Source organism: Kaistia defluvii, from assembly GCF_040548815.1.
Taxonomy (GTDB): Bacteria; Pseudomonadota; Alphaproteobacteria; order Rhizobiales; family Kaistiaceae; genus Kaistia; species Kaistia defluvii_A.
The window spans coordinates 299508-318242 of record NZ_JBEPSM010000001.1 but is presented as its reverse complement, the minus strand read 5'-3'; the positions used below and the strand labels follow the sequence as shown (position 1 = coordinate 318242).

Below are 18735 nucleotides of genomic sequence, written 5' to 3'. Positions count from 1 at the left end.
ATGCCGGACGCGGCCCGAGGTCCTGTTTCGAACGGAATTCCGACTGCAAATCCGTACTTTCCAGCATGGGGCAACCGTGTGAAAGTGTTCAGTAGATTTGAATATAATATGGTTGACAAACCGTCGAACTTGTCGCCATTTTCCGCCCAAAGCTGTATGTATCAAGTCTGGGCTATGTTGCGGGGGCAATATGAACTTCCCACCGGATGACGATTCGGCTGGGATGGCGTCTTCGGCCGTCGGCTGCCCTTTTCACACTGTCGCCAAGGTCCCTTCGGACAGTGAATTCGAAGATTGGCTCCAGACGGATCTGCGTTGTTCCGCGGGGAAGCGCGAGTTTCAGCTGGGCCGATACACGGTCGCGCATGTTCGCAACGGCTATCAGTTCCTGGAAGCGCTGAAGACCTTTCGGCTGGATGTCGAGGACTACCGCAAGACGGGATTCCTCGCGATCGTCCCCTCCTGCGAGCCCTTCGACAATTCGGTCGATGAACTTCGCACGCTGGGCCAGATCCTGGTCGATGCTGGCCTCGCGGAGAGCGCCGGCGCGCTGATCAACAGCCAGACGGTGGCGATCCCGTTCGAGGTCGTCTGCCCGGTCACGAACATTCCGACCGTCTACGAGTTCTTCCCGGTCGCCTTCTGCCCCCATGCACGCTCGGTAGCCGATCCCCTCTATGATCCGGCGCTCAGCACGCCTTTCCTCGCCATCAACACGACCTCCGACGCGTTCGCCTTCGGCATGCTGGTGCGCGACCTCAGCCTGCGCCATTTTCGCGTTCCGCCGCACGAGATCCGCGACCGGCACGAACTGGAGCGGTTGCTGCACAAATGCGCCGTCGTCTGGCAGAATATGTCGGCCAACACGATCACGAGCTACAACAAGGTCTCGGAAATCCCGGCGCGGGCGGTGCATCTCTCGGCCGACAAGCGGACCTGGACCGCGCCGCACAACGACCCGGTGTTTGCCGAGATGGTGAAGGAGCCGCACGATCACGAAATGCCGGCCCTCTATGCCAATCGCCTCTGCGAGCGCTGGATCGCCGCCTTATTTGACGGGCAAGCCCTGATGGCCGCCCGGGATGGACAGTCTGGCGGCACCCCCGCCTTCGATTTCAGGAAGTGATCCGATGAGCTACACCAACGAGGACTTCATCGAGGTCCGCTCGATCAGCGACGATCACCAGACCATCCATGCCAAGGCCACCGTGCCGAAGGACACCCTGCTCGGCTTCTTCGACGGCAAGGCCATGCTGATCGACCTCGACAAGCAGAGCGAGCTCGACGACTACTGGTGGCGGCAATCGGTCCATCTCAAGCTGATCGGCCGCAAGCTGCTGTGCCTGCTGCCGATGGAAGAGCCGGCCGGTATCGATTTCCTCAACCACTCCTGCCGTCCGAATACGCGCGTCGAAGAACAGCTCTACGTCTTCGCCGATCGCGAGATCGCGGCGGGCGAGGAGCTGACCGCCGATTACCGGACCTTCGATCTGGTGCCCCAGGGCATCAAATGCTGGTGTCCCGAGCCCAACTGCGAGATCTGATGCCCTCCCCAGACAAGACGAAATCCGCCGCGCGCACCCGCTATTGGCGCGTCGCGGGCGTCCTGCTGCTGATCGGCATCGAGGCGCTGCTGTTCGGCTATTCCTATCCGTTCTTCTCGCTCGCATTGGAAAAGAAGGGCATCGCGACTTGGCTGATCGGCCTCAACGCGTCGATCGCCGGCGCCGGCATCCTGATCTTCGGGCCCTTCGTGCCCTGGCTGATCGACCGCATGGGCCTGCGCCTGCTGGTCGCGGCCCAGTTCGCGCTGTCGCTGGCCTCCTTTGCCGCCATCTTCGCCTTTGACAACATCGCCGTCTGGTTCATCGCCCGCTTCGTCATGGGCACCTGCTTCTCGGCGCTCTGGACCACCACGGAGATCTGGCTGAACGGAGTCGTCGACGACCGCAATCGCGGCCGCATCGTCGGCGCGTCGGGCACGCTCTATGCCGCCTGCCAGTTCATGGGCCCGTTGCTGCTTTCCGGCACCGGCTCGACCGGCAGCCTCCCCCTCATCGCCGCCATGGTGCCGCTGGCGATCGGCGTCGCGGTGGCGCTGTCGATCCGCTCGGCGGTCGGCGAGGTCGAAGACGAGGAAGAGAGCGGCGACGTCCATACGCTGCGCATGTCCCTGACGCTCGCCGGCAGCCTGATCGCCGCCGCCTTCCTGACCGGTATCGGCGAGACCGCGATGCAGAGCCTGCTGCCGCTCTACGGCCTCGCCCACGGACTGAACGACGCCGGCGCCTCGCGCCTGGTCGCGGTGTTCAGCCTTGGCGAAGCGGTGCTGATCGTCGCGCTCGGCTGGTTCGCCGATCGGCATGGCCGGAGGCTGACGCTGATCGGCACGGCCGGGCTCGCCGTCGTCAGCACGCTCGCCTTCCCCTTTGTCATGGACAAGACCTTCCTGCTCGAACCGGTGGTGTTCATCGCCGGCGGCACGGTCTCGGGCCTCTACACGCTCGGCATCGTTCTGATCGGCCAGGATTTTCGCGGCCAGCGCCTGGCGGTGGTCTCGACCGGCTTCGCCATGGCCTATTCGGCCGGCTCCGTCATCGGCTCGACGCCGATCGGCTTCCTGATGGACCTGTTCGGCGCCGAGGCCTTGCCGGTCGCGGTCGCTGCCGGCTTCATAGCGCTGCTGATCTTCCTGGTCCGCCCGGGCCAGAAGAAGGCAGCGGAAGCCCCCGCCGACTGAGCCTCCGTTCCCGCCTGTGCCGCGTCATGCAGTGGCACAGGCAATCCCGCCAAAGTCATAAGTGCACTCGCGATCCCGATCGCGGTCGTTCGCCTCGTTTCCGTCATCGCTCCAAAGCGGACCTCCGATCTGAAACAGAATCGTAGTATCCAATTTACGATTTGACCGGCGACGAGCGTGGAAGCGGACCACGCACCAGTCGTTGGGGATGTTTCTGGCTCGGTAAGGTCTTCTTATTGAGAGAGCACGTGATGTCAGGTTACTTCGGTTCGGAGGAGCAACAGCGCTTGCAAAGGCAGGCCGAGGCGAAGGCTGACTGGATCGACAAGACACCCGGCGCGTGTCAAACGGGCCGCATGATGGGTTGTGATGACCCCAACAAATTGGGATGGGATCGGGTTGCCGAGTTTCTGGATCGTGACGGCATCTGTGGATTCCGCCTTCTCTCCACCAACCAGGCTGACCAGATCGGCGCTCGGCTGCTAGGACAGGATTATCGCTTCGATACGTGGGATGTCTTCCTTGCCTCGCGCGCCGCTGCGCTCACCGCTGCGGAAGCAATCCTAGCTCGTGGGCTACCAGACGGGTTGGTCGAACTTGACCGACCAACCGATCCCGAAAGCAAATATATCAAACAGATTCAGGGGTTGATGAACGCGGCGGGGGTCGTTCCGTTCTCTGGCTCACTACTCACCGGAGCCCTTGGCCCGGCGACGACCGTAGTCATCGGCGACGGGCGCGGGAAGATAGTGGCGGCCGCTCATTGTTACCTCCCTCACAATGCCCACAGCCCCTATCACCGATATGCTTGGGGAGGACTCGTCGCCGTATTGGAAACGCAGAGGGGAAGAGGCCTCGGTAATTACATTAATGCACGGATGGTTGTGAGTGCCTTTCGCGACCTCGACGCAACCCACATATACGAGCTCGTTTCGGCTACTAACGCCTCCTCGCGAAAGATGGTCGCGGCGTCCGGGCTCCGGCTAGAATCGACACTGATATGTGGTGTTGTCGCAGAGAACAGAGGCGCTCGCTTCACCCGATAGCTGATGCGACAGGCGTCTGGATGGGGTTTGAAACAGAATTGCCAATTCTGTTTCACGAACAGATTCGCTAACTGTACGGCGCCTTTCAACCTCTCGCTCCCGAAACCCGCCGTTCCGCTTTCCACCCGATGTCACACATTCGCAAGGCGGGGCGCGGCGCTGCCAGCCGTCCAATAGAAAAGGCCGCCCGAGCTAGCTCGTAGCGGCCTTTTCTATTTCGGGACGTTGAGCGCCAACCCGCCCCCCCCCGCTCAGATCGTCATCGGCGTGCCGATTTAGACGATGCGGCCCTGCCCGTCACGGCCGGCCTTACCTTATGCTGGTGGCCTGCGACCAGACGACCATCCATTGCCCGTCGCGGCGCTCATAGACGTCGGTGTGCCAATAATCGCTGAGGGGAACTTTGTGCCCACCGAAGACGACCTCAAGCTGGGCGCGATACCGCAGGACCGCCGCCCCGTCGTAGAGGCGCACGACGATGTCGGCGGGCTCCCATGTCAGGTATCGGATTTGTCCGGAGGCAATCGCCCCCAGATACTCGTCCCTGGAAAGCGTGGCTCCGATTGGCGTTATCAACTGGAAGTCCGGAGCATGGAGCGGTCGTGCCTGGCCCATATCCGCGCTGACGAGGGCGCGCAGCCTGGCGCGCTCGATTGCACGCAGCCAGTCGGCGTCATCGGTCGCCGCAGGGTCGGCGGCTCGGATTGTCACATCCATTCTCCACTTGAAAACGAGATATCGCAGGATCTCTGAAGAGGTGCCCTATGCACGGTCCTAGGATCCCGACAAAAAGGCCGCCCGAGATAGCTCGTGGCGGCCTTTTCTGTCTCTCTACGTGGAGCGCCAACCCGACGCCCCGCCCAATCAGATCGTCATTTGCGTACCGATCTCCACGACGCGGCCGGTCGGGATGTGGAAATATTCCGTCGCGTCGCTCGCGTTGATCGCCAGCTTGATGAACAGCTTGTCCTGGATACGCGCGAACAGATGATGGCTCGCCGGCTTGATCGAGCGGCGCGACAGGAAGAACGACGTCGACATGATGTCGTATTTCCAGCCCTGCTTGCGGCAGAGGCTGAGCGCCTTCGGCACGTTCGGCGTCTCCATGTAGCCGAAACTCATGAACACCCGCGTGAAGCTCTCGTTGATCGGCTCGACCCGCACGCGGTCGGCATCATCGATGCGCGGCGTGTTGCTGGTGACGACCGTGAGCAGCACGTTCTTCTGGTGCAGCACGCGATAGTGCTTGAGGCTATGCAGCAGCGAGGACGGCGCCGTTTCGGGATCGCTGGTCAGGAACACGGCGGTGCCGGGAACCCGGACCACGCTGCTCTTTTCCAGGTTCTTGACGAGATCGGCGAGCGGAACGTCCGCGCGACGGCTCTTGTCGAACAGGATCTTGGTGCCGCGCACCCAGGTGCGCATGATGAACATGATCATGAAGGCGAAGGCCAGCGGCAGCCAGCCGCCCTCGGTGATCTTCAGCAGATTGGCGCCGAAGAAGACGAGATCGATGATCAGGAACGGCGCGATCAGCAGCGCCGACACCCAGAGCGGCCAGCGCCAGAAGCGCCAGATGACGATGAAGGCGAGGCAGGCGGTGATGACCATTTCGGCCGTGACCGAGATGCCATACGCCGTGGCGAGCTTGCTGGACGAGCCGAAGGTGATGACCAGGATCAGCACCGCCACCATCAACAGCGTGTTGACCTGCGGCATGTAGATCTGGCCGACATGCGTCTCGGACGTGTGCTCGATTTCCATCCGCGGCAGCAGCTTGAGCTGGATCGCCTGGCGGGTCATCGAGAAGGCGCCGGTGATGACGGCTTGCGAGGCGATGACGGTCGCCATGGTCGCGAGCAGCACGACCGGCAGCAGTGCCCATTCCGGGAACAGCAGGTAGAACGGATTGCTGATGGCGGCCGGATTGGCGAGCACCAGCGCGCCCTGCCCCAGATAGTTGGCGGCCAGCGCCGGGAAGACGAAGGCGAGCCAGGCGGCCTGGATCGGCTTGCGGCCGAAATGGCCGAGATCCGCGTAAAGTGCCTCGGCGCCGGTCACCGACAGGAAGGCCGCGCCGATGACCAGCAGGCTGGTATGGCCATGCGTCGTGACATAGCGGACGGCGTGATACGGGTTGAGGGCTGCGAAGATGCCGGGATCGTCGGCGATATGCAGGAAGCCGCCGATCGTCATGACGATGAACCAGACGGCGGTGATCGGCCCGAACCAGGCGGCGACCTTGGCCGTGCCATAGCGCTGCACCATGAACAGGGCGGCGATAATGGCGATGGTGATCGGGATGACATAGCCGTCAAAGGCCGGCGTCACCAGCGTCAGGCCCTCCACGGCGGAAAGCACCGAGATCGCCGGCGTAATCACCGCGTCGCCATAGAACAGCGCCGCGCCGGCCACGCCGAGCACGAAGACGATAGGCGCGGATTTGCCGACGGTGCGGGTGGCGAGCGCCATCAGCGACAGCGTACCGCCCTCGCCATTATTGTCGGCGCGCAGCAAAATGACGACATATTTGAGCGTGACGATAATCGTCAACGTCCAGATGATCAGCGAAATGACGCTGATCACGTCTTCCCGAACGAGTTCGCCATGGGCACGATTGGCCGCATGCAGGGCCTCGCGCAAGGCATAGATGACGCTGGTGCCGATGTCGCCATAGACGACGCCGACCGAGCCCAGCGCCAGCGTGAAGAACCCAGCATGAGCGACTGGGCTGCCGGCGCCATGGTCGTCGGTAGCCGCTCCGGTCGGCACATCGCTGGCCGAAACCGAAGATGGGGTTCCGGTATCGGACCCCTGCGCATTCAGAGCCATGAACTGGTCATCTCATTCACCGCACCTACCGGCGGCCGCGCGTGCTTATAGCAGAAGCCGTGCGGTGCACAACGCGGAGCATAGCCCCATCCTATTGCGCGGGCACCTCCCGCGGCTTCGGTGCAGGGGCTTTGGGTTTCGAACTCCGGCTCTGGGCCGGCGCAGGTGCAACGGCCGGAGCGGCCACTGGTTGCGCGAAACAGCGGATCGACCCGATCTGTTTCGGGCCATACTGGACATAGGGGAGTCCTCGCCGGCTAGCCGTCTCCCATTGCCATCAGCGAGGCGTTGCCGCCGGCTGCCGCCGTGTTGACCGAAATCACCTGCTCCTCGGCAAAGCGCAGCAGGTAGTTCGGGCCGCCGGCCTTGGGGCCGGTGCCGGAAAGGCCGGAGCCGCCGAAGGGCTGGGTGCCGACCACGGCGCCGATGACGTTGCGGTTCACATAGACATTGCCGACCGCGAGCTTCTCGACGATGGCGTCGACCGTCTCGTCGATACGGCTGTGGATGCCAAGCGTCAGGCCGTAGCCGGTCGCGGCGACCTGCTCGATCACCTTGTCCAGATCGCCCGCCTTCCAGCGCACGACATGCAGGATCGGCCCGAACACCTCGCGGTCGAGCGTCGCGGCTTCTCGCAGCTCGATGATCACCGGCGCGACATAGCTGCCGTCATTCGGCGCCCTGCCCTCGAAGCGCACGGTCTCGCTCTTCCGCATCAAGGCGATGTGGCGGTCGAGATTGGCCTTGGCCTCGGCGTCGATGACCGGGCCGAGATCGGTCGCAGGCTGGCGCGGGTCGCCGACGGTGAGTTCCGCCGCCGCGCCCTCGATCATCTCCAGCATCCGATCGGCGACATCGTCCTGCAGATAGAGAATGCGCAGCGCCGAGCAGCGCTGGCCGGCCGAACGGAACGCCGAGGCGACGACATCGTCCGTCACCTGCTCCGGCAGCGCCGTCGCATCGACGATCATGGCGTTGAGGCCCCCCGTCTCGGCGATCAGCGGGACGATCGGACCCTGCCTCGCGGCGAGCGCGCGGTTGATTGACCACGCGGTCTCGGTCGAGCCGGTGAAAGCGACGCCCGCGGTTAACGGATGGCTAACAAGAGCGGCGCCCATCTTGCCGTCGCCGGTCGCCAACTGGCAGGCCGCGACCGGCACGCCTGCCTGGTGCAGCAGTCGCACCGCCTCGAAGGCGATGATCGGCGTCTGCTCGGCCGGCTTCGCCACGACCACGTTGCCGGCGGCCAGCGCCGCCGTCACCTGGCCGAGGAAAATGGCGAGGGGAAAGTTCCAGGGCGAGATGGCGACGAAGACGCCCCGGCCGCGATACTGGAGCTCGTTGCGCTCGCCAGTTGGGCCCGGCATCCGGATCGGCGCTGCAAAGTGGCGGCGGGCCTCAGCGGCATAGTAACGGCAGAAATCCGTCGCCTCGCGCACCTCCGAGAGCCCGTCGGCCAGCGTCTTGCCGGCCTCGCGGGCGAGCAGGCTCATCAGCCGGTCGCGGTTCTGCTCCAGCAGATCCGCCATTTTATCGAGGATGTTGGCGCGATCCTCGGCCGGCGTCGCCGACCAGGCGCGAAACGCCGCCTGGCCCGCCTTCATGACGCCATCGACGGCATCGACGGAGAGGGAGGAAACCGAGCCGACCACCGTCCGGCCGTCGATCGGGCTCAGGACCGGCGTCGGCTTCCCGTCGTCGATCGTCACGGCGACGATCGGCTTCGCCACCAGCGCCGTGCCGTCATGCGCCTTCATGCCGTCGAGCAGCGTATTCAGCGCGGCTTCGGAGCCGAATTCGAGGCCGGCAGAGTTCTTGCGTGTCTCACCATAGAGATCGGCCGGCAGCGGCAGGTGCCGATGGCGGGCCCGGGCGCCGCCCTCCAGCGTCGTGTCGGGCCGGACCAGCAGGCTGGCGATCGGCACCGAGCGGTCGCCGACCACGGCCACAAAGGACGAGTTTGCGCCATTTTCGAGCAATCGACGGACCAGATAAGCGAGCAGATCGCGATGGCCGCCGACGGGCGCATAGATGCGGGTCGAGACCGCCGGCACGCTGTCATGCACCGCCTTGTGCAGCGCCTCGCCCATGCCATGCAGGCGCTGCAGTTCGAAGCCGGTCGCCTCCCCGGCCATCTCCAGAATCGTTGCGACGGTCAGCGCATTGTGGGTGGCGAATTGCGGAAATATGCGCGGCCGCAGGTCGAGCAGTTTTCGCGCGCAAAAGAGATAGTTTTGGTCGGTCGCGGCCTTGCGGGTGAACACCGCATAGTCGTCGAGGCCGCGCTCCTGCGCCCGCTTCACCTCGGTGTCCCAATAGGCGCCCTTGACCAGGCGGACCATCATCTTGCGATCCAGCCTCGAGGCCAGTTCGCCGATCCAGTCGATCACCGCGCCGGCACGCTTCTGATAGGCCTGGATGGCAAGGCCGAAGCCATCCCAGCCGGCAAGCGACGGATCGGCGAACGCTGCCGCGATCACGTCGAGCGACAGTTCCAGCCGGTCGGCCTCTTCGGCATCGACGGTGAAGTTGAGGTCATAGCTCTTCGCCTGCGCCGCCAGCTTGACCAGCTTCGGCGTCAGCTCCGCCATGACCCGCGCGTGGTTGACCGCCTCGAAGCGGGGATGCAGCGCCGAGAGCTTGACCGAGATGCCCGGCCGATCGGGCAGCGCCTTCTTGCCGGCCGCCTTGCCGATGGCGTCGATCGCCATGGCATAGCTGTCGAAATAGCGCTGCGCGTCGTCGGCCGTGCGGGCGCCCTCCCCCAGCATGTCGTAGGAATAGCGGAAGCCCTGCTTTTCCAGCGTCCTGGCGCGCTTCAGTCCATCCTGGATGGTCTGGCCCAGCACGAAATGGTAGCCGAGAAAGCGCATGGCCTGGCGCGTCGCGGTGCGGACGGTCGGGGTGCCGACGCGCTTGACGAGGCCGGCGATGATGCCGTCGGCGCTGTCGGTCGGCGTCACGATGCGCGCCGAGAGCCCTAGCGCCCAGGTCGAGGCAGACACGAACCAGCCTTCCGCCTTGCCACTATGCTCGCTCCAGTCAGCGCCACCGAGCTTGTCCTCGATCAGTCGGTCCTGCGTCGCCGAATCCGGGACACGCAAGAGCGCCTCGGCCAGCACCATCAGCGCCAGCCCCTCGCGCGTCGAAAGCCCGAACTCCCGCAAAAAGTCCTCGATGCCGCCGACAGCGCCGGATTGGCCGCGGATCGCCTCGATGAAGGCGGTGGCGCGGCGGTCGGTGCGCGCTTCGGCGGCGGCGTCGAGCATCGAACCGCGGATCGCCTGGCGCATCAGCGCGGCGTCGTCGCCGGCATAAGGAGCACGAAAGGGTTCGATGGCGACGGTAGGCATGCGGGCACTCCGGATTGCGAAGTCCGCAGAATATCGCCGATCCCGGCGGGGCTTTGGGGTTTGATGCAAGTTCAATCCGTGATTTTCACGGTTCATTGGAATTTTTCCGCGAATGTCTCTACCGTCCAAGGATCTACCTTCTAAGCCGGGGAGCGACACACCGTGGACTTCAGCGACGACGATCTCCGCCAGTTCGACGAGAACGGCGCGCCGCCCCTGCCCGCCACCGGCGAAAGCTTTACAGTCGAGACCAACGGCGCCCGCATCTGGGCCGCCAGCTTCGGGACCGGACCGGCGGTCGTGCTGCTGCATGGCGGTCTCGGCAATGCCGGCAATTGGGGCCATCAGGTGCCGGCGCTCGTGGCCGCAGGCTTCCGCGCGATCGTCATGGACAGCCGGGGTCATGGCCGCAGCAGCCGCGACCAGCATCCCTTCTCCTATGGGCTCATGTCCTCCGACGTGCTGGCGGTGATGGATCATCTGCAGATTGCCACCGCCCCGATCATCGGCTGGAGCGACGGCGCCTGTACTGGCCTGGTGCTCGCCCGCCGCCATCCCGAACGCGTTACGGGCGTGTTCTTCTTCGCGTGCAATATGGACCCGAGCGGCGCCAGGCCCTTCGTGCCAAGCCCGGTCATCGACCACTGCTTCGCGCGCCATGTGAAGGACTATGCGGCCCTCTCCCCGACGCCGGACGATTTCGGTCCATTTTCCGCAGCCGTATCGCTGATGCAGCAGACGCAGCCGGATTATTCGGCGGCCGACCTTGCCGCGATCACGGTGCCGGTGGCGATCGTCCAGAGCGAGAGCGACGAGTTCATCCATACCGAGCATGCCCGCTATCTCGCCCGAAGCATTCCCGGCGCGACGCTGACGCTGCTCGACGGCGTCAGCCATTTCGCACCTCTGCAGCGGCCGCGCCTGTTCAACGAGGCGATGCTGGCCTTCCTCGCCAGCCTCGAACTGCGCTGAGCCCGTTCTTCCAGTCCATCCAGAAAAGCCGAACCGACATGGACCGCACCGACCGCGCCATCCTGAAAGCGCTCCAGGCCGATGGCCGCATCACGACGCTGGAACTGGCGGCCAAGGTCAATCTGTCGCCGACCGCGACGGCCGACCGGGTCAAGCGCCTGACGCGAGAAGGCTATATCGAGGGCTATCACGCCCGGCTTTCGGCGGAAAAGCTCGATCTCGGGCTGCTGGTCTTCGTCGAGGTCAAGCTCGACCGGACGACGCCGGATGTGTTCGAGCATTTCGCAATCGCCGTGCGCCGCGCCTCCGAGGTGATGGAGTGCCACATGGTGGCCGGCGGGTTCGACTATCTGATCAAGGCCCGCGTCAGCGACATGAACGCCTATCGCGCCTTCCTGTCCGAAAGCCTGCTGTCGCTGCCCGGCGTGCGCGAAACCCACACCTACGCGGTGATGGAAGAGGTCAAGAATACGGATCTGCTGCCGCTTTAGGGCGCTGGGCCTACGGCATCGACAGAAGAGCCTCCGGCGTCATTCCTCCTCGAGGGCATCATCCCCGCGAACGGGGGATCCATGCGGCGGAGGTTTCCGGCGTTTCCGATCCTGCCATCCCGGCTGAATGGATCCCGGGTTCGGCCCGGGAAGACGACGAGGGTGCGGGACCGGCCCGCGCCCAACGCGTCGCCCCCACAAAAAACAAAAAACCCTCCCCCGCGCGCGGCGGGAGAGGGTCTGGACGTTCAGACGGGCCGATTAGAACGGCGAGTCGGGGTAGTAGAAGTCCTTGGCGTTGTCCTTCGTCACCAGCGTGGCGTCGAGGATGTAGCTGCCACGGACCGGCAGGTGGTCGTAGAGACCGGCAGCCGTCAGATCCATCGCGACGGCGACCATCGCCGGCGGATAGAGGATGTCGACCGGGATCATCTTGTCGCCGTCCATGACCTTCTTGATCATGTCCTTCATGCCGGCGCCGGCGACGACGAACTGGATGTCCTCGCGCTTGGCCTGCTTGATGGCCTCCAAAACGCCGACGGCCATATCGTCGTCCTGGGTCCAGACTGCGTCGATCTGCGGATACTTGGACAGGTAGTCCTGCATCACCTTGAACGCGTCATCGCGGCTCCAATTGCCGAACTGGCGATCGAGAACCTTGATGTCGCTGCCGGCGATGCCCTCGTCGAAGCCCTTGTTGCGCTCTTCGTCGATGACGATCGGCAGGCCGCGAATGACGACGACGTTACCCTTGCCGTTCAGCTTTTCCTTGATGTACTCGCCGGCGACGCGGCCGAGGGCCGGGTTGTTGCCGGCGACGTAGAGGTCGGCAACAGCGTTGTCGGTGAGCGCGCGGTCGACGACGGTGATGAAGACGCCCTTTTCCTTGACCTGACGGATCGGGTCGGTCAGCTCATCGGAATTGTGCGGCAGCGTGACCAGGGCGTCGATGCCCTGGGTGGTCAGGTCTTCCAGCGCGTTCGCCTGCGACGCACCATCCGGCGACGTCTTGACGATGACCTTGAGGCCGGGATAGCGGGCCTCAAGGCGCTTGGCCTGTTCCTGGGCGTGGTAGACGACGCCGCCCGTCCAGCCATGGTCAGCCGCCGGAATGGAGACGGCGATCGTCTTGGTTTCCTGCGCCTGTGCGACGCCGGCGACGAGCATCAAGCCCGCCGCGACCGATCCGAGTAGAAGCTTCCGCATTTCTCTCTCCCAAATTAGCCCAATGCAATGCGGAGTTGATCTCCGCTCTTCCCCTCACCGCCGCCGGACGAGCGAGCGCTGGACCAGCATCGCAATGATGATGATGGCGCCCTGTACGGCTCCGATGAGGTATTCGCTGACGAAGTTGGACAGCACCATGATGTTGCCGACCACTTCGAGAATGAGGGCGCCGCAGATGGTGCCCCAGATCCGGCCGACGCCGCCCTTGAGGGCGGTGCCGCCGATGACTACCGCGGTGATGGCCTGCAATTCCCACAGCAGGCCGGTCGTCGGCGTGGCGGCGCCGAGGCGCGGCACGTAGACGAGAACCGCGATGGCGACGCAAACGCCCTGGATGACATAGGTCAGGGTCCGGACCCGGTTGACCGGGATGCCGGAATAGCGCGCCACGTCCTCATTCGACCCGACGGCGATGACATGCCGGCCGAAGGCGGTGCGATACAGCAGGAACGCGCCGATCAACGCGACGGCCAGGATGACCAGCACCGGGATCGGCACGCCGAAGACATTGCCGAAATAGACCGGGCGGTAGGCGGCGCGCAGATCCGGCGCCTTCATGGCAATCGAGCCGCCCTCGGCCAGGTAAATGGTGAGCGCCCGGAAGATGCCCATCGTGCCCAGCGTCACGATGAAGGGCTCGATCCGCCCTTGCGTCGTGATCACGCCATTGGCGAGGCCGCAAAGCCCGCCGACGCCGATCGCCAGCAGCATGGCGACCGCCAGCATCGGGATTTCGCCCGAGACGACGCCGGTATTGAGGAACAGGATCATCACGCCGGCGACGAAGGCCGACATGGCGCCGACCGACAGATCCAGTCCGCCGGCCGAAATGACGAAGGTGGCGCCGACCGCGATGATCGCGATGAAGGCGCTGCGCGTCAGCACGTTGAGAAGGTTGTCGACCCCGAGGAAATTGGGGTTCACCAGCGCGCCCAGCACCAGCAGCACGGCGAGCGCGACGAAGGGCGCCACGGCGCGGAGATCGATGTCGCCGAACGAGCGGCGGGCGGGATTCTTGTTGGCGGTGGTGTCGGTCATGCCTGCTCCGCCATCGAGGCGGCCTCCCTCGATGTAACGCCCGTCGCCAGAACGACGATCTCGTCTTCGGTCATGCGGTTGCCGGTCACCTCGCCCACGATGCGCCCGTTACGCATGACGAGGATGCGGTCGCAGATGCCGATCACTTCCTGCATCTCGGACGAGATGACGATGACCGACTTTCCGCTTTCCGCCAGTTCGGCGATGAACTTGTAGATCTGTTCCTTGGTGCCGATGTCGATGCCGCGCGTCGGCTCGTCGATGATGACGATCTGCGGGTTCAGCAGCATCATCTTGGCGAGCAGCAGCTTCTGCTGGTTGCCGCCCGAAAGCTGGCCGGCGAGCAGGTCCTTGTTGCGCGTGCGGATGTCGAACTCGGTGATCGCGCCGTCGAGCGCCTTGGTTTCCCGGCCGCGGTCGATCAGCAGCCCGCGCACGAACTGGCCAAGAGCCGCCAGCGTCAGGTTGATGCCGAGATTCTGCGCCAGCAGCAGGCCCTTGCCCTTCCGGTCCTCGCTCAGATAAACGATGCCGGCGCGCATGCTGTCGCGAACGGTGACGAAATTCACCGGCCTGCCGTTCAGCTTGACCTTGCCATGCGACGGACGCAGCCCGACCGCGCCTTCCAGCAATTCCGTGCGGCCGGCGCCGACCAGCCCGGCAAAGCCGAGGATCTCGCCCTTGCGCAGCTTGAACGAGGCGTCCTGCGCATAGCCCGGGACCGTCATGTCGTCGACTTCCAGCGCGTAGTCGACGGCCTGGGTGGCGACCCGGTCCGGATAGAGCTTGGCGACGTCGCGGCCGACCATCAGTCGCGCCATGTCGACCGCTTCCAGCCCCTCTGCCGGACGCGTGGTGATCAGCTTGCCGTCGCGCAGCACGGTCACGCGGTCGGCGATCTCCTTCACCTCGGGCAGACGATGCGAGATGTAGAGGACGGCGGCGCCCTTCTTCTTGATGTCCAGGATGACGCGCAACAGCGCGTCGGTCTCGGTCAGGGTCAGCGAGGCGGTCGGCTCGTCGAAGATGACGATCCGGTGCGGCACCAGCAGCGCGCGGGCGATCTGCACCAGCTGGCGCTGCGCGATCGAAAGCCGGCCGACGATGGTGGTCGGATCGATGTCGATGCCAAGGGCGCGCACCGCTTCGGCCGCGCCCTTGTTCATTGCCTTGTCGTCCAGCGTCAGGCCCTTTCGGACCTCGCGGCCGAGATAGATGTTCTGCGCGACGGTCAGGTCGGGCGCCAGGAGGATTTCCTGGTGCACGAGCACGATGCCGCGATGCTCGGCATCGACGGGGCCGGCCATGACGACCGGCTGCCCGTCGATCCGCAGTTCCCCCTTCGTCGGCATCAGATGGCCGGCGAGGATCTTCATCAGCGTGGACTTGCCCGCGCCGTTCTCGCCGATGATGGCGTGGACCTCGCCGGGCACAAGAGCCAGGTTAATGTCTCCCAGCACCTCGACGGGGCCAAACGACTTGGAAATCCCGACCGCCTCCAGGAGAGGCGGCTGCGCACTCGTCCCCATCTCTCTCCCCTCGGCGATCGCCATCAGCCTACCTTGGTCCAGACGTTGCCGGCCTTGGACGATGCCACGGCGGCTTCGATGAACTGCATGCCGACCAGGCCGTCTTCGACGGTCGGATAGGTCACGGCCGGATCGACCTTGCTGCCGTCGCGGGCAGCATGAATGGCCCGGGCCGCCTCGGTGTAAATGTTGGCGAAGCCTTCCAGATAGCCTTCCGGATGGCCGCCCGGCACGCGGCTGACGCGGGCCGCCTCAGGCCAGGCACCGGCGCCGGCGCGCGTCAGCAGTTGCTTCGGCTCGCCGAACTTGGTGAACCAGAGATAGTTCGGGTCCGCCTGCGTCCATTCAAGGCCGCCCTTGGTGCCGTAGACACGGAGCTTCAGGCCGTTCTCGTTACCGACCGCGACCTGGCTCGCCCAGAGCATGCCCTTGGCGCCGCCCTTCCACTTCAGAAGGATCTGCACGTCGTCATCGACCTGGCGTCCCTCGACGAAGGTCGAGAGCTGGGCCAGCAACTGGTCGATCTCCAGGCCGGTGACGAAGCAGGCGAGATTATAGGCGTGGGTGCCGATGTCGCCGATGCAGCCGCCGGCGCCCGTGCGGGCCGGATCGGTGCGCCATTCGGCCTGCTTGTTGGTGCCGGTGGCTTCCGCCCGCTCGGTCAGCCAGTCCTGCGGATATTCGGCCTGCACCAGGCGGATCTCGCCGAGATCGCCATTGGCGATCATGGCACGCGCCTGCCGGATCATCGGGTAGCCGGTGTAGTTGTGCGTCAGCATGAAGATCTTGCCGGACGACTTCACCAGTTCGACGAGTTCCTTGGATTCCTCGACCGTCAGCGTCATCGGCTTGTCGCAGATGACGTGGATGCCGGCCTTCAGGAATGCCTTGGCCGCGGGCGCATGGACATGGTTCGGCGTGACGATCGACACGACCTCGATACCGTCCGGACGGGCGGCCTCGGCCTTGGCCATCTCCTCATAGGAGGTGTAGGCGCGATCCTCGGCGATGCCGAGATCGGCGGCCGACGCCTTGGCGCGGGCCGGGTCCGACGAGAGCGCGCCGGCGACCAGGTCATACTGGTCGTCCATGCGCGCCGCGATGCGGTGGACGGCGCCGATGAAGGCGCCCTGCCCGCCGCCGACCATGCCGAGGCGGATGCGACGGCCGGCGGCTTCTTCCTTGCTGGCTCCGATTGCCATTGTTTTCTCCGATCCGTGTGGTTGCCGAGGGTCAGGCGATGCCGAGAATGCGGCGGTTGGCCGCCTCGTCGGTGCCGGAACCGGCAAAGTCGTCAAAGGCGTGTTCGGTGACGCGGATGATGTGGTGCTTGATGAACTCGGCACCCTCGCGCGCGCCGTCCTCGGGATGCTTCAGCGCGCATTCCCATTCGAGCACCGCCCAGCTGTCGAAATCATAGGCCGTCAGCCTCGAGAAGATCGCGCCGAAATCGACCTGGCCGTCGCCAAGCGAGCGGAAGCGGCCGGCGCGGTTGACCCAGCTCTGATAGCCCGAATAGACGCCCTGGCGGCCGGTCGGGTTGAACTCCGCGTCCTTGACGTGAAACGCCTTGATGCGCTCGTGATAGATGTCGATGTATTCGAGATAGTCGAGCTGCTGCAGCACGAAGTGCGAGGGATCGTAGAGCAGGTTCGCGCGGGGATGGTTCTTCACCTCCGCTAGGAACATCTCGTAGGTGATGCCGTCATGCAGGTCTTCGCCCGGATGGATCTCGTAGGCGACGTCGACGCCATTCTCCTCGAACACGTCGAGGATCGGCGTCCAGCGGCGGCCGAGTTCGGCGAAGGCTTCCTCGACCAGGCCGGCCGGGCGCTGCGGGAACGGATAGAGGAACGGCCAGGCGAGCGCGCCCGAGAAGGTCGGATGCGCCTGGAGGCCGAGGTTCTTCGAGGCGCGGGCGCAGCGCTTCAGGTGGTCGACGGCCCATTCCTGGCGCGCCTTCGGGTTGCCGCGCATCGCCGGAATCGTGAAGCCGTCCATCAGCTCGTCATAGACGGGATGAACCGCGACCAGCTGGCCGATGATGTGCGAGGCGAGTTCCGTGATCTCCAGGCCATGCCTGGCAGCGGTGCCGGCGAGCTCGTCGCAATAGTCCTTGGAATCGGATGCCTTGTTGAGGTCGATCAGGCGGCTGTCCCAAGTCGGGATCTGCACGCCCTTATATCCGAGAGAGGCTGCCCAGCCACAGATCGCGTCGAACGAATTGAACGGGGCGGCATCGCCCGCGAACTGCGCCAGGAAGATCGCCGGCCCCTTGATCGTCTTCATCGAAAACCTCCTTCGGATACTGCATCCCGGACTTGCGCCCGGGTCGGATGAAAATGAGAGCAAGCGCCCCGCTACGGCACGTTGTCCCGGATGAAAATATCGATCTTGATCCGTTCCTGACCGGGAACGATCTCCATATCCTCGCGCATCGCCAGCAGGATGCGCGCGGCGCTACGGGCCATGTGGCCCGGATCCTGGTTGATGACGGCGTCGATGGAGCCGCGGATCAGGTTGCGGCGATTGGTGGTGGTGAGTTCATGCGCCACGAAGATGATGTCGCGCGTGTGCCCGGTCTTCTGCAAGGCGGTCACGACGCCGGTCGAACCGGCGCCGACATTGTAGATGCCGACGAGATCGTCATGCTCGGCCAACAGCGCCTCGGCGACGTGACGCACGCGGTCGTCCTCGTCGCGCCCCTCGCGAACCGGCAGCACTTCCAGATCGGGATATTCGCGCGCGACGACCTGCTCGAAGCCGTACTGGCGCTCGATGTGGTCGCGCAGCGCCAGCGAGCCGGCGATCAGCCCGACCTTGCCCTTGCGCCCACCGAGAAAGCGACCGAGCAGGCTGGCGGCGGTGCGGCCGGCGGCGGAATTGTCGATGCCGACAAAATGCGTGCGGCGGGTGCCGGGCAGGTCCGACACCAGCGTGACGACCGGAATGCCCTGATCGGCCAAGGTGTTGATGGCTTCGGCAACGGCCGGATGATCGAGCGCCACGACCGCGATGCCGTCGACATCGGCCGGCAGGCTCTCCAGCGCGACGGCCAGCGCCTCGCCGTCGAACACGTCGACGAGCGTGATGTTGAGGAGGACGCGCTCATGCACGTAGCGCTCCGCCGTCGCCCGAAACTCGGTTTCGAGCATGCGCATGAATTCGTTGGCGCCGATCGGAAGGATGATCTCGAAGCGATAGTCACGACCGCGTGCGAGGCGCGACGCCATCCGATCCGGCTGATAATTCAGCCGATCGACAGCGGTCTGCACCTTCTCGACCGTTCGCGCATGGACGCCGGCTCTCCCGTTCAGCACGCGATCAACCGTCGCGAGACTGACGCCAGCCTCCCGGGCGACGTCTTGCAGCGTCGTCTTTCCCACGAGGTATCCTCCCTCGTGATGAAATAGCATCAGGAAATGAGGTAGGCAACTCAGAGATGAAACTCCGCCGCACAACACGGTGGAAACCGTTGCGGCATGCGCCCGCCTAAAGCCCCAGACG

15 protein-coding genes are annotated in these 18735 nt (G+C 64.8%); 6 read left to right on the top strand and 9 right to left on the bottom strand.

The annotated features are described in order from the left end of the window. Window positions 1-223 precede the first annotated feature (223 nt). From ABIE08_RS01555 to ABIE08_RS01540, 4 genes are all read left to right on the top strand, one after another. Complete coding sequence (locus ABIE08_RS01555; protein ID WP_354548210.1) at window positions 224-1126, top strand: hypothetical protein; 903 nt, start codon at window positions 224-226, stop codon at window positions 1124-1126. A 4-nt stretch (window positions 1127-1130) separates the two neighbouring features. Next, entirely contained in the window at window positions 1131-1544 is a 414-nt protein-coding gene (locus tag ABIE08_RS01550) for an SET domain-containing protein (protein ID WP_354548209.1), read from the top strand. Then, complete coding sequence (locus ABIE08_RS01545) at window positions 1544-2740, top strand: MFS transporter (protein WP_354548208.1); 1197 nt, start codon at window positions 1544-1546, stop codon at window positions 2738-2740. The genes ABIE08_RS01550 and ABIE08_RS01545 overlap by 1 nt, the downstream gene beginning before the upstream one ends. Before the next feature lie 251 nt (window positions 2741-2991). After that, window positions 2992-3786: a GNAT family N-acetyltransferase gene (locus ABIE08_RS01540; RefSeq protein WP_354548206.1), complete on the top strand. Its 795-nt coding sequence runs from the start codon at window positions 2992-2994 to the stop codon at window positions 3784-3786. 309 nt (window positions 3787-4095) lie between these two features. Here ABIE08_RS01540 and ABIE08_RS01535 read toward each other — a convergent pair whose 3' ends face one another. The 3 genes from ABIE08_RS01535 to putA form a co-directional block, all read right to left on the bottom strand. Continuing rightward, complete coding sequence (locus ABIE08_RS01535; protein ID WP_436409489.1) at window positions 4096-4497, bottom strand: nuclear transport factor 2 family protein; 402 nt, start codon at window positions 4495-4497, stop codon at window positions 4096-4098. 153 nt (window positions 4498-4650) lie between these two features. Continuing rightward, window positions 4651-6618: a potassium transporter Kup gene (locus ABIE08_RS01530; RefSeq protein ID WP_354548203.1), complete on the bottom strand. Its 1968-nt coding sequence runs from the start codon at window positions 6616-6618 to the stop codon at window positions 4651-4653. A 257-nt stretch (window positions 6619-6875) separates the two neighbouring features. Continuing rightward, on the bottom strand, window positions 6876-9971 hold the full coding sequence (gene putA / locus ABIE08_RS01525) for a bifunctional proline dehydrogenase/L-glutamate gamma-semialdehyde dehydrogenase PutA (protein WP_354548202.1): 3096 nt from the start codon (window positions 9969-9971) through the stop codon (window positions 6876-6878). Between the two features lie 162 nt (window positions 9972-10133). Between putA and ABIE08_RS01520 the strand changes: the two genes are divergently transcribed. Then, window positions 10134-10943, top strand: coding sequence for an alpha/beta fold hydrolase (locus ABIE08_RS01520; RefSeq protein ID WP_354548200.1), 810 nt, complete (start codon window positions 10134-10136; stop codon window positions 10941-10943). Between the two features lie 38 nt (window positions 10944-10981). Next, window positions 10982-11434 (top strand): Lrp/AsnC ligand binding domain-containing protein, encoded by a 453-nt coding sequence (locus tag ABIE08_RS01515; RefSeq protein ID WP_354548199.1) that lies wholly within the window; start codon window positions 10982-10984, stop codon window positions 11432-11434. Between the two features lie 261 nt (window positions 11435-11695). Here ABIE08_RS01515 and ABIE08_RS01510 read toward each other — a convergent pair whose 3' ends face one another. From ABIE08_RS01510 to ABIE08_RS01485, 6 genes are all read right to left on the bottom strand, one after another. Next, the gene (locus tag ABIE08_RS01510) at window positions 11696-12640 is read right to left on the bottom strand and encodes an ABC transporter substrate-binding protein (protein ID WP_354548197.1); all 945 of its coding nucleotides are present in this window, start codon (window positions 12638-12640) and stop codon (window positions 11696-11698) included. A 54-nt stretch (window positions 12641-12694) separates the two neighbouring features. Beyond that, the gene (locus tag ABIE08_RS01505; RefSeq protein WP_354548196.1) at window positions 12695-13699 is read right to left on the bottom strand and encodes an ABC transporter permease; all 1005 of its coding nucleotides are present in this window, start codon (window positions 13697-13699) and stop codon (window positions 12695-12697) included. Next, window positions 13696-15228 carry a sugar ABC transporter ATP-binding protein gene (locus ABIE08_RS01500; protein ID WP_354548194.1) on the bottom strand — a complete coding sequence of 511 codons (1533 nt, stop codon included), beginning with the start codon at window positions 15226-15228 and terminating at the stop codon, window positions 13696-13698. Before ABIE08_RS01500 ends, ABIE08_RS01505 begins: the two co-directional genes overlap by 4 nt. Window positions 15229-15251: 23 nt before the next feature. Then, on the bottom strand, window positions 15252-16430 hold the full coding sequence (locus ABIE08_RS01495; RefSeq protein ID WP_354548193.1) for a Gfo/Idh/MocA family protein: 1179 nt from the start codon (window positions 16428-16430) through the stop codon (window positions 15252-15254). Window positions 16431-16461: 31 nt separating this feature from the next. Further along, entirely contained in the window at window positions 16462-17517 is a 1056-nt protein-coding gene (locus ABIE08_RS01490) for a sugar phosphate isomerase/epimerase family protein (protein WP_354548191.1), read from the bottom strand. A gap of 71 nt (window positions 17518-17588) precedes the next feature. Continuing rightward, a complete protein-coding gene (locus tag ABIE08_RS01485) occupies window positions 17589-18644 on the bottom strand; it encodes a LacI family DNA-binding transcriptional regulator (RefSeq protein WP_354548190.1) in 1056 nt (351 codons plus the stop codon). Window positions 18645-18735: the final 91 nt, after the last annotated feature.

What these genes read in the sequence shown, in the direction of transcription:
- ABIE08_RS01545 (WP_354548208.1), top strand. Translation starts at nt 1,544, where the DNA reads ATGCCCTCCCCAGACAAGACGAAATCCGCCGCGCGCACCCGCTATTGG.
- ABIE08_RS01510 (WP_354548197.1), bottom strand. Translation starts at nt 12,640, where the DNA reads ATGCGGAAGCTTCTACTCGGATCGGTCGCGGCGGGCTTGATGCTCGTC.
- ABIE08_RS01530 (WP_354548203.1), bottom strand. Translation starts at nt 6,618, where the DNA reads ATGGCTCTGAATGCGCAGGGGTCCGATACCGGAACCCCATCTTCGGTT.
- ABIE08_RS01515 (WP_354548199.1), top strand. Translation starts at nt 10,982, where the DNA reads ATGGACCGCACCGACCGCGCCATCCTGAAAGCGCTCCAGGCCGATGGC.
- ABIE08_RS01500 (WP_354548194.1), bottom strand. Translation starts at nt 15,228, where the DNA reads ATGGGGACGAGTGCGCAGCCGCCTCTCCTGGAGGCGGTCGGGATTTCC.
- ABIE08_RS01550 (WP_354548209.1), top strand. Translation starts at nt 1,131, where the DNA reads ATGAGCTACACCAACGAGGACTTCATCGAGGTCCGCTCGATCAGCGAC.
- ABIE08_RS01495 (WP_354548193.1), bottom strand. Translation starts at nt 16,430, where the DNA reads ATGGCAATCGGAGCCAGCAAGGAAGAAGCCGCCGGCCGTCGCATCCGC.
- ABIE08_RS01555 (WP_354548210.1), top strand. Translation starts at nt 224, where the DNA reads ATGGCGTCTTCGGCCGTCGGCTGCCCTTTTCACACTGTCGCCAAGGTC.
- ABIE08_RS01505 (WP_354548196.1), bottom strand. Translation starts at nt 13,699, where the DNA reads ATGACCGACACCACCGCCAACAAGAATCCCGCCCGCCGCTCGTTCGGC.
- putA (WP_354548202.1), bottom strand. Translation starts at nt 9,971, where the DNA reads ATGCCTACCGTCGCCATCGAACCCTTTCGTGCTCCTTATGCCGGCGAC.
- ABIE08_RS01540 (WP_354548206.1), top strand. Translation starts at nt 2,992, where the DNA reads ATGTCAGGTTACTTCGGTTCGGAGGAGCAACAGCGCTTGCAAAGGCAG.
- ABIE08_RS01490 (WP_354548191.1), bottom strand. Translation starts at nt 17,517, where the DNA reads ATGAAGACGATCAAGGGGCCGGCGATCTTCCTGGCGCAGTTCGCGGGC.
- ABIE08_RS01485 (WP_354548190.1), bottom strand. Translation starts at nt 18,644, where the DNA reads ATGCTATTTCATCACGAGGGAGGATACCTCGTGGGAAAGACGACGCTG.